The 10,005-nt window shown below is 71.3% G+C and carries 9 protein-coding genes and 1 tRNA gene; 8 read left to right on the top strand and 2 right to left on the bottom strand.

Annotation, left to right across the window (positions count from 1 at the left end; translation table 11 throughout):
• Positions 1–40 precede the first annotated feature (40 nt).
• Complete coding sequence (locus BLS25_RS07850) at positions 41–814, top strand: ATP-binding cassette domain-containing protein (RefSeq protein ID WP_074695003.1); 774 nt, start codon at positions 41–43, stop codon at positions 812–814.
• A gap of 62 nt (positions 815–876) precedes the next feature.
• Positions 877–952: transfer RNA gene (locus BLS25_RS07845), tRNA-Asn, on the top strand.
• 166 nt (positions 953–1,118) lie between these two features.
• On the opposite strand, the gene BLS25_RS07840 is transcribed toward BLS25_RS07845, so the two are convergent.
• Positions 1,119–2,747, bottom strand: a complete 1,629-nt coding sequence (locus BLS25_RS07840; RefSeq protein ID WP_074695002.1) for a serine/threonine-protein kinase — start codon at positions 2,745–2,747, stop codon at positions 1,119–1,121.
• Between the two features lie 263 nt (positions 2,748–3,010).
• On the opposite strand from BLS25_RS07840, the gene BLS25_RS07835 reads away from it, so the two are divergent.
• The 6 genes from BLS25_RS07835 (at position 3,011) to BLS25_RS07810 (ending at position 9,411) form a co-directional block, all read left to right on the top strand.
• Positions 3,011–5,347 (top strand): acyltransferase family protein, encoded by a 2,337-nt coding sequence (locus tag BLS25_RS07835; RefSeq protein ID WP_256335556.1) that lies wholly within the window; start codon positions 3,011–3,013, stop codon positions 5,345–5,347.
• Positions 5,348–5,390: 43 nt separating this feature from the next.
• Complete coding sequence (gene glsA, locus BLS25_RS07830; RefSeq protein ID WP_235557011.1) at positions 5,391–6,323, top strand: glutaminase A; 933 nt, start codon at positions 5,391–5,393, stop codon at positions 6,321–6,323.
• A 55-nt stretch (positions 6,324–6,378) separates the two neighbouring features.
• Positions 6,379–6,996 carry an SRPBCC family protein gene (locus BLS25_RS07825; protein WP_074695001.1) on the top strand — a complete coding sequence of 206 codons (618 nt, stop codon included), beginning with the start codon at positions 6,379–6,381 and terminating at the stop codon, positions 6,994–6,996.
• Positions 6,993–7,661, top strand: coding sequence for a DUF4166 domain-containing protein (locus BLS25_RS07820; protein ID WP_074695000.1), 669 nt, complete (start codon positions 6,993–6,995; stop codon positions 7,659–7,661). The genes BLS25_RS07825 and BLS25_RS07820 overlap by 4 nt, the downstream gene beginning before the upstream one ends.
• A gap of 71 nt (positions 7,662–7,732) precedes the next feature.
• Positions 7,733–8,107, top strand: a complete 375-nt coding sequence (locus tag BLS25_RS07815) for a tRNA-dihydrouridine synthase (RefSeq protein WP_074694999.1) — start codon at positions 7,733–7,735, stop codon at positions 8,105–8,107.
• On the top strand, positions 8,107–9,411 hold the full coding sequence (locus BLS25_RS07810; protein ID WP_074694998.1) for a glutathionylspermidine synthase family protein: 1,305 nt from the start codon (positions 8,107–8,109) through the stop codon (positions 9,409–9,411). Before BLS25_RS07815 ends, BLS25_RS07810 begins: the two co-directional genes overlap by 1 nt.
• 24 nt (positions 9,412–9,435) lie before the next feature.
• Here the strand turns inward: BLS25_RS07810 and def are convergent, their stop codons facing one another.
• Positions 9,436–10,002: a peptide deformylase gene (gene def / locus BLS25_RS07805; RefSeq protein WP_074694997.1), complete on the bottom strand. Its 567-nt coding sequence runs from the start codon at positions 10,000–10,002 to the stop codon at positions 9,436–9,438.
• Positions 10,003–10,005: the final 3 nt, after the last annotated feature.

Below are 10,005 nucleotides of genomic sequence, written 5' to 3'. Positions count from 1 at the left end.
GCCGCTGGCATCGCTCGTGCTCGTCGGGGAGGATGAGGGAATGCCCCGGACCCTCGACACCGACGTCGCCCTTCGAGCCGACGACCTGTCTCTGGCGCGCAGCGGCGTGCGCGTGATCGACGGGATCACCTTCACCCTGCCCGCCGCGCGCACGATGATCGTGCAGGGAGCGACGGGATCGGGCAAGACCTCGCTCGTCTCGCTCCTCGCGGGCCACCCCGACGACGGGCTGACGGTGGTCGGGGGAGACGCGCGCGTGCACGGCATCTCGGCCCGCAGACCCGGCCGCGCCCGCCGCGAGTGGGTCTTCCACACCGGCTACCTGCCGCAGGGGGCCGGAGCCGCGCTTCCCTCGCGCTTGACCGTGCAGGACGTGATCGCCGAGCCCATCACGAGCCGCGACCGCAAAGTCAACTCGCGGGCTCTCGCGGTGCGCGTGGCCACGCTGCTGGACGAGATGGAACTGCCGCTCGGCACGGCGCCGAAGTACCCCTACGAGCTCAGCGCCGGCATGCGTCAGCGCGTCGCTCTCGCTCGCGCCCTCGTGCTCGAGCCGCGTCTGTTCGTCGCCGACGACCTGTACGCCAACCTCGACCTCGAGGTGCGCGCCGCGGCTCGCGCGTCCATCACGCGGCGTCGCGACGAGCGCGGCATGGCATCGCTCATCGTGACGAACGACGCAGAAGCGCCGAAAGACCTGGATGCCGATGTCCTCGTGCTGCACGCCGGTCACGCCGTCGGACTCGGTCATGGCGACCAGGCCGTGCAGTGGACACCCGACGGCACGCCCGAGAGGCGGATTTCGGCCGGTTGATTTTTCCGCCGCCCCCGCGTGCTGTTAGTATCGTGGGGTTGCCCGCCGCAAGGTGAGCCTGATCCTCGGTAGCTCAATTGGCAGAGCAATCGGCTGTTAACCGATAGGTTCTTGGTTCGAGTCCAAGCCGGGGAGCCAACGCAAGGCCCGACGCATCAGCGTCGGGCCTTCGCCGTTGCACGAGGCCTTTCGAAACGGCAATGAGCTCTGGAGTGCCCAGAGGTCACCGCCGAGCGCGGCTCGACACGCGAATCGCATGACGGCGCGAGCGGAAGGCGCGCCTTTGAGCGGACCGGGGAATCCGCTAGTTCGCCGGGACGTCTGCGATCTGCCCTGCGCCTGGCCCCTTGCCGTTGTTCGCGCCGTTCCCCTTGCCGTTGCCGTTCCCGTTGCCTTTGCCCGGTGCGCCCGCGCCCGGCGCCGTGCCGGTGCTCGCTCCGGGGGAGGGGGAGGTGCTCGGCGTCGGGACCGCGGTGTCGCCGCCCGGTGCAGGGGTGTCGGGCGCCGGATCGACGACGGCGGAGCCACCGGAGCCGGGCGAGCCCTGACCGGGCTGCGAGACCCCGCCACCCGGCGCCTCGACGACGGGCGGGGCGGGGGACGGCTGCGTGGGCTGGGAGGTGCCGGGGTCTTTCGCCGGCGGCGGGGTCTCGGCATCCGTGTTCGACACCGGCTCGACGGACGAGGGGACGTTCTCGGCCACGACGGGGCCCGGCGTCGACGAAGGCGCCGGGGTCGAGACACGGTCCGTGGTCATGTCGGATCCGGCGCCGAGCGAGAAGGCCATGACGTGCCCACCGATGACGAGGGCAGCGCCTGCGGCGGCTCCGGCCCACAGCACGCGGCGTCGCCGCGAACGGGGGGCGCGAGCCGACGTCGCGGGTACGCTGCCGGCTCCCACCGACGCGGCGGCCGACACCGGTGCGGTCGTCTCAGCGTTGGAGCGCGGGAGAGTCGTCGACATCGCAGCCGCGCCCACCGGCGCCACCGGCTCGGCGCGCGCGGCAGGCGGGGTGACGGGGGCAGTCGTCAACGCGGTCGGCATCGCCCATGACGCCGCCGGCGCAGCAGTCACGGTCTCACCCGTCTCGAAGGCCAGGGCCTCGGCGCGCTCGACCACGTTCGCCGCGGTGGGCCGTTCGTCGGGATCGAAAGCGGTCATGGACGTCAGCAGGGACTGCCACTCGAAGCCGTACGACCCCGGAATCTCGGGCTGACGAGCGAGGCGAGCCAACAGTGTCTCTTGCAGCGTCCCTCCCCCGAAGGGGTGCAGGCGCGTGAGCGCCTCGATGGCGAGGAGCCCGAGCGCGTAGACGTCCGACGCGGCACGGGGCGCCTCCCCGCGTACCTGCTCCGGGGCCAGATAGGCGGCCGTCCCGATGACGGTTCCGGGGGTGGTCAGTCGTGTCGCGCCGATCAGACGTGCGACGCCGAAGTCCGCGAGCACGGCCTCGTGCGAACGCACCCCGCCTCGCACGGGCCGCAGCAGCACGTTGGACGGCTTGACGTCACGGTGCACGATGCCCGCGTCGTGCACCACCGTGAGCGCCGCCGCGAGGTCGGCCACGATCCCCGCGACCTCGGCGGATGCGAGAGGGCCCTGCTCGATGCGCCGCTGCAGCGACGGGCCGTCGACGAGCTCCATCACGAGGTACACCTGGTCGTCGCCAGTGAGTCGAGCGTCGTACAGGGTGACGAGCGAGGGGTGCGCGAGGGCCGCGAGGGCGCGCGCCTCCGACATCCGGCGGAAGGGTTCGGGTTCGTCTGCGGCGTCGGCGTAGAAGATCTTGATGGCCACGTCGCGCGCGAGCACCTCGTCACGCGCGCGGAAGACGCGCCCCATCCCGCCGGCGCCGATCCGCTCGCGCAGGATGTAACGGCCGCCGAGGATGTCGCCCGCGTGGGGCATCGCGTGGTCGGACGAGAGGCTCATCGATTCCTTCGAGCAGGACCGCCTGACGGCGAGAGGGAGGGATGCCGGGACGCATGCGTCGAGTCGGACACTATGCCCGCGCGGCCCCTCGCAACCGGGGGTGGCGGGGTTCCACTCCGACGCGCATAATGGTGGCTCGGTTCGGGGGCAGGCTCTGCGTTCCCCGTCCCGTGCGAGTGCGCGAGGGGGCTGTGCCTCGGCACCGTGGGAGCGGTTCCACTAGGCTCTTTCCGGCCGCCGACGCCGGCCCGAGAGGATCCGACGTGCCCGCCCCCGCCTCTCGTGTGCGTCGCGACCTGCAGGGGCTCCGCGCCATCGCCGTCGTCGCTGTCGTCGCCACGCACCTGACGGCGTGGCCCCGTGGTGGTTTCGTGGGCGTCGACGTGTTCTTCGTCCTCTCGGGGTTCCTCGTCACGGGAATCCTCCTCTCCGACCTGGACCGCGAGGGCACGGTTCGACTCGGAGCCTTCTTCGCGCGACGGGTGAAGCGGCTGCTCCCCGCCGCGCTGGTCGTCCTCACAGCCGTTGTCGGCGCCGCCTTCTTGGTCTTCTCGCCCGTGCGGGCCGAAAGCACCCTGACCGATGCCCTGTCTGCGGCGGGCCTCGTCTCCAACTGGCACTTCGGCCTCGGGGGCCGCGACTACTTCGCCTCAACGGATGTCTCGCCCCTCCAGCATTTCTGGTCGCTGTCGGTCGAAGAGCAGTTCTCTGTGGCCTGGCCCTTGCTCGTCCTCCTCGCCGTCGCCGCTCTTCCGGCCGCCGCGCGCCGCGCACGAGGGGGACGCGTGGCGGTGGGACTCCTCGCCGGGGTGGTGGTCGTGGCATCCGGGATCGTCGCCGTCGTCCAGACGCCGGCCGATCCGAGCCTGGCGTACTTCTCCACGCTGACCCGGGCGGGTGAACTCGCCACGGGTGCCGTGATCGCTTCGGCCGCTCCCGTGCTTGCGCGCATCCCGGCGGCGGCCCGCGGCCTGCTCGCCTGGGCCGGGGTGGCCGTGATCCTCGCGGCGTTCTTCGTGATCGACCCGGCGGACCCCTTCCCTGCGCCCGCCGCCGCGCTCCCGGTGATCGGTGCGGCGCTCGTGATCGGCGGGGGGATCGGCGGCGATCCCCGTCACCGGCACCTCTTCGTGCTCACAAACCCCCTCGCCGTCACCCTCGGCGACCTCTCGTACTCGCTCTACCTCTGGCATCTGCCGGTGATCGTCTTCGCGGGCGTCCTGCTCGCGCCCGGGCCCGCCGCGACGGCGATCACGATCCTGGCCATGCTCGTCCTGACGGTCGCGACGTACCTCGGCGTCGAGCAGCCGTTCCACCGTTCGCCGTGGGCCGCGCCGCGCGTCGCGGAGCCGACGTCTCCGGCCCCGGCGGCCCCCGAAGCGATCCCGGCGTCGCGCCGCCCGAGCGCGCTCGCCTCGCGACCCGCCGGGTACGTTCCCGGTCAGCGGTACTACCCCGGATCCCGCGCCGCCGCGGCCCCGGTCGAACCCGCCCCCGCAACGGTCGTCGCCCCCGCGCCGCTCCCGACGCCGGAAGAAGAGCGGATGCCGGCACCCGCGGCATCCCTCCCCACCGAGGCCGCACCCGCGTGGGCCGCCTGGCGCGCGCGCTTCGCCCCGCGCGTGGCGATGGCCGGCGCCACCCTCGCAATCGGCTCCGGCGCCACCGCCCTCGCCGTGATGTTGGCGTACGGAGCCCCGACACTCCCGGGACTGCCGGTGGCAGCCCCCGCCGCGGTCGACGTCGCCGCCCAGGCCGGTGACGCCCTCAGCGCGCTGCAGGCGGAACTCGCGGCCGCGACCACCGCCACCTCGTGGCCCGACCTACACCCCTCGCTCGACGAGGTGCAGCGCGCTTCATCATCGGCGAACCGCGCGCACGACTGCTTCACCCCGGGGGTCGCTCTCGACGCCGGCCGGTGCACGTGGGGCTCCGCCGACGCCCCGCGACACCTGTACCTCGTGGGCGACTCGAGCGCGATGGCGTACGCGCCCGCGTTCGCGAAGCTCGCCGACGACAGCGGGGGAGCGTGGCGCGTCACGACGGTCGGAATGTACGGATGCCGTTTCACCGATGTGCTCGTCGAGAGCCGCGATCCGTCGGTCATGGCCGGCTGCGCCCAGCGCAAGGCCGACGTCGCGGCGATGATCGCCGCCTCGCCCGCCGACCTGCTCGTGGTGTCCAACGCGTTCACGCTGGGGCGTGCGGTCGATGGACGCGATCTGAGTGCCGGTGATCTGGCATCCGCCATCGCCTCCGAGGTCACGGGCTGGGCGCCCGCGGGCCACACCGTCTACCTCGCGCCTCCGCCCCACGGCGTCGACCTCGGCCGCTGCGTCTCTCCGCTCACCGGCCCGTCGGCGTGCCTTGCCGGCGTGGACGATGTGTGGACGCAGATGGAGGCCGCGACCGAGGCCCATGCCGCGACCACGGGTGACGCGGCGATCAGCTCGCTTGCCTTCAGCTGCTGGCAGGGCATCTGCCCCGCGTTCGCGGGCGACACCCCCGTGCGGTACGACGACACCCACCTGACCCCGGCGTTCGCGGAACGATTGACGCCGATTCTGCGGGGCGAGCTCGCGGCGCGCGGACTGTACTGAGGGAAGCGGCCCCGGTCCCGCGCGGAACTGCGAGGCTGGGGGAGTGATCTCGCCTCCCGACGCCCCGACCGCCGACCTCGACGCATTGCGGTCACGCCTGCTTCCGGAGCGCGGGGGACAGGTCGACGACAGCATCCCGCAGCTGGCCGACGCCGACCCCGACTTCTGCGCCCTCGCCCTCGTCCTGCCCGACGGCTCGGTGCGATCGAGTCGACAGGCGGACGTTTCGTTCAGCGTGCAGTCCGCGGTCAAGCCGTTCCTGTTCGCGCTGGCGCTGCTCGACACCGACGGCGCGGCGCTGGATCGCGTGGGCATCGAACCCACCGGCGAGTCGTTCGACGCCCTCAAACTCGAAAGCGGCACCGGCCGGCCGCCGAACCCCATGGTCAACGCCGGGGCGCTACTCACGGCCTCGCTGGTCGAGGGTGCCGATGCCGAGGCGCGCATGGTCCGCATCGCGCGCGGGCTCGCCGCCTTCGCCGGACGCGAGCTCGACGTCGATGAGGACGTGGCGCACAACGAACATCTCCTCGGCGATCGCAACCACGCCCTCGCCCACCTCATGCGCGCGGAGGGCACCCTCGAACCGACGGCCGACGACGCTGTCGCGGTGTACGCCCGCGCCTGCGCGACCCTGGTGGATGCCGAGACCCTCGCCGTCATGGGCGCCACTCTCGCGCTCGGCGGAGTCAATCCCCGAACGGGGGAGCGCGCCGTGCCTGAGCGCGTCGCGCGCGACGTCATCTCGGTCATGGCGACCTGCGGCGTCTACGACGGATCAGGACGGTGGATGCGAGCGGTCGGCATCCCGGCCAAGTCGAGCGTCTCGGGTGCGATCGTGCTCTCCGTTCCCGGGCGTCTCGGCGGCGCCGTCGTGAGCCCGCCGCTCGACGAGCAGGGCACGAGTGTGCGGGGGCGTCTCGCGAGCGAAGCCCTCAGCGACGACCTCGCGCTGCACTCCTTCGGGGCGGGCTGACGACACCCGCCGAGGGATGTGTCGAGCGCGACCCCCACACGCCTAGGCTGACGCTATGGGGGCACGGGGGATCTATGTCGCGACGACCATCCGCGCGACGCTCGACCAGGTGTGGACGGCGACGCAGGACCCCTCGCAGCACGTGCGGTGGGACGTGCGCTTCTCGCGCATCACACCCACCACGAGCGACGCGGACGGCGCCGCGCGCTTCGTTTACGAGAGACGCACACCCGTCCACACCGTCCGCGGCGACGGCATCAGCATCGGCGAGAGCTCACGCCCCGACGGCAGCCGTACCTCCGCTCTGCGGTTCACCACGGCCGACCGCCTGTCGCCCTTGCGCGACGGTCGCGGCTACTGGCGGTACGAGCCGGTGGACGGCGGCATCCGGTTCTCCACGGGCTATGACTACGCGGCGGGGTGGGGCCCGCTCGACGTGATCGTCCGGCCCCTCGTGGGTTGGGCCACCGCGTGGAGCTTCGACCGCCTGCGCCTGTGGCTCGAAACGGGTGTCGAACCGGAGCACTGGTCGCTCGTGCATGCCGTCGCCTTCTGGCGGAGAGATCGCCCCCGCGCGTCGCGCTGCGAGAGGATCCCCCCGCACCGACGGCGTGCGCTCGACGACGCACCCGCCACGCTCGCCGCACTGCCCGCGCCGGGAGACCAACGATGACCTCGATCTTCGCGCGGGCCATGGGCTCTGACTTCCACCGCCTTCACCCGATGATGCAGCGGCGCTTCGGCGTCGGCCTCGACGACGGTGAGGCGTGCGTCGGCCGCGGTGTCATGAGCGACATCCGGCGCGGACCCTGGTGGACGGTCCCGTTCCTGCAGTTCGGAAAACTGCGGAACATCCTCGTCCCGGCGGTCGGCGACAACGTGCCCTTCACCATCTGGAACAGCCCGTACCTCGACCCCTTCGGTCGTGAGACCGTGACCTTCGTCCGGGAGTACGAGGTGGGCGGACGCTCCGCGCGGTTCGACGCGACGATGATCCTGCACGAGGGCCGGGTCATCGACTACCTCGGCACGCATCAGCATCTCGCCGTCGACCTCGACCTGAAAGTAGACGACGACGGCGGACTGCTCCTGCGATCGGGGGAGCAGCGCTTCTACGAGGGGCCGGTCGGCTTCCGGTTCCCGATGCTCTTCAGCGGCCGCGCCACCCTGCGCGAACGTTTCGACGACACCGACGGCCGGTTCCACGTCGACATGCGGGTCGACAACGACCGCTTCGGTTTCCTCTTCGGCTACCGCGGCAGCTTCACCTGCGAATGGATGCCGGCCTCCGGCGCCCCGCCCCACGTTTTCCCGCGGCGCCACGAATCCCGCGTCTGACATCGCCCGCACGCGGGTGTGAGAACATCGGCGCAGTGTCGCCGGATCGACACCTCCGAAGGAGTCCCCTCATGCAGCCAGTCGTGCGTCGTCGCGCGTCGCGCACCGTCACCGTCGGCGTCGTCGCCGCCCTCGCCGCCACCCTCACCGGGTGCGGTCAGGGGACGAACGTCTCGGACGACTACGCCCAGATCTGCCGGGACAATTCCACCGAGAAGCGACTTCCCGACGACGATTGCAACAACCACGGCGGCAGTGCGCACTGGTACTACCTGCCGCTCGGCTCCAGCAGCCGGACGGTTCCCGCGGTGGGGCAGCCGGCCACCGGTGGTTCCGACAGCCTTCCTTCGGGCAAGACCGCTGCCCGCGGCATCTCGAGCGACGGAGACAGCGTCTCGCGCGGCGGCTTCGGCGGCTCGGGCTCCGACGGAAGCCACGGCAGCTGATGCGGCGCATCGAGCTCGACCCGCGTCCCGACTGGGAGCGCACCATCAAGCAGTCCGGCCTGATCTATTCGCACTCCGTCCGCGACGACGGGACGGCGGTGGAGTACTGGAACGACGGCGCCGCCTATGTGTTCACCCTCCCCGAGGTCGAAGAGCTCGAGAAGCAGACCGAGGAACTGCACCGCATGAGCCTCGAGGCGGCCCGGTACATGGCATCCGGCGCACTCGGTCATCTCGGGCTCAGCCCGAGGGCGTTCGAACTCGCGCAGTGGTCGCTCGAGCAGGACGAACCCGACGTCTACGCCCGCTTCGACCTCGCCTATGCCGGCGACGGCTCACCCGCCAAGATGCTCGAGTACAACGGCGACACCCCCACCGGTCTCATCGAGGCGTCGGTCACGCAGTGGTTCTGGTTGCAGGACCGGATCAAGAGCGGGGCGCTGCCTGCCGACACCGACCAGTGGAATGGACTGCACGAGGCCCTGGTGGAGCGCTGGCGAACCCTGCTGCACCGCTCGTTGAACGAGGGGGAGGGCGGCCGACTGTTCGTCGCCCACTCGGATGCCGACACCTACGGCGAAGACTGGGACACCGTCGCCTACATGCGGGACGTCGCCGGCGAAGCCGGGTGGGAACACACCGGCATCGAGATGAAAGAGATCGGCTGGCACCATGGTGCGCGGCAGTTCGTCGGCGTCCCGGAGCCCTGGGGCTCGTCGCGGAGCATCGCGGCGCTGCCCGGCGACACCCCGGGCACGCAGTATCCCGTGATCCGCAATCTCTTCAAGCTCTACCCGTGGGAAGACCTCGTCTCGGGGGAGGACCGCGTCGTCGGCGACCAGGAGTTCGGGGCCCTGCTCATCGCCGGTCGCGGACTCTTCGGCCGGTGGTACGAGCCGGCGTGGAAGATGTTCCTCTCGAACAAACTCCTCCTCGTCGCCCTCTGGCGATTGTTCCCCGGCCACCCGAACCTGCTGCCGGCCTATGCCGACGGCCCCAACGGCATGACCGACTTCGTCGTCAAACCCGTCTTCGGTCGAGAGGGTGACGGCATACAGGTGCATCGCCGTGACGGCAGCGTGACCTCGAACGGGCAGGAGTACCGCCGCGAGGGCGCGGGTCGCGAGCGCGTCTGGCAGCAGTACCACGAACTGCCCGACTTCCCGGGGGCGCAGGGGAGCAACCACCCCGTGCTCGGGTCGTGGGTGATCAACCAAGAAGCGTTCGGCGTCGGCATCCGCGAATCCGACGGACCGATCACCGACTACTTCTGCCGGTTCGCTCCGAACATCATCGAGAGCTGACGACGCCGCCCCGCGGCTGGCCGTTCACGCGTCGATGTCGTCGACGCCCGGCATCCACGAGATGCCCGGCTTGCCCCACTTGCGCTTCTTCGCGATCTTGGCCGCCACCCGGCTGTCCTCCTCGTCGAGACGATCCACATACAGGATGCCGTCGAGGTGATCGAACTCGTGCTGGAGGATGCGCGCACGCCAGCCCGTGACCTCGATGCGGACCGCGTGACCGTCGAGATCCGTGCCGGTGAGCAGCGCCGCCTCCGACCGCCGCAGCGGGAAGCGTTCGCCGGGGAACGAGAGGCATCCCTCGCTCTCTTCGTCGGGGTCGGGGTAGCCGGGCTCCATCGGACGGATCCACAAGTCGGGGTTGATCACCACGCCCCGCCAGGGTCGACCCTCGTCGTCCTCGTACGTGTACGTGAAGATGCGCAGGCCCACTCCCACCTGCGGGGCGGCGAGACCCACGCCGGGGGCGGTGTCCATCGTCTCGAACATGTCGGCGACGAGCGTGCGCACCTCATCGGTGATCTCGTCGACACGGGCAGCGGGAGCGTGCAGCACGGGATCACCCATGATGCGAATCGGGAGTACGGCCACGTC

This window comes from Microbacterium testaceum StLB037 (assembly GCF_900104345.1).
GTDB lineage: Bacteria > Actinomycetota > Actinomycetes > Actinomycetales > Microbacteriaceae > Microbacterium > Microbacterium testaceum_A.
Note: the sequence above shows the minus strand (reverse complement) of the source record. Positions and strands in the feature narration are given on the sequence as shown.

Excerpts from the sequence above, each read along its gene's own strand:
- BLS25_RS07850 (WP_074695003.1), top strand. The coding sequence starts at position 41 with ATGCCCCGGACCCTCGACACCGACGTCGCCCTTCGAGCCGACGACCTG.
- BLS25_RS07840 (WP_074695002.1), bottom strand. The coding sequence starts at position 2,747 with ATGAGCCTCTCGTCCGACCACGCGATGCCCCACGCGGGCGACATCCTC.
- BLS25_RS07825 (WP_074695001.1), top strand. The coding sequence starts at position 6,379 with ATGGGGGCACGGGGGATCTATGTCGCGACGACCATCCGCGCGACGCTC.
- BLS25_RS07820 (WP_074695000.1), top strand. The coding sequence starts at position 6,993 with ATGACCTCGATCTTCGCGCGGGCCATGGGCTCTGACTTCCACCGCCTT.
- BLS25_RS07815 (WP_074694999.1), top strand. The coding sequence starts at position 7,733 with ATGCAGCCAGTCGTGCGTCGTCGCGCGTCGCGCACCGTCACCGTCGGC.
- BLS25_RS07810 (WP_074694998.1), top strand. The coding sequence starts at position 8,107 with ATGCGGCGCATCGAGCTCGACCCGCGTCCCGACTGGGAGCGCACCATC.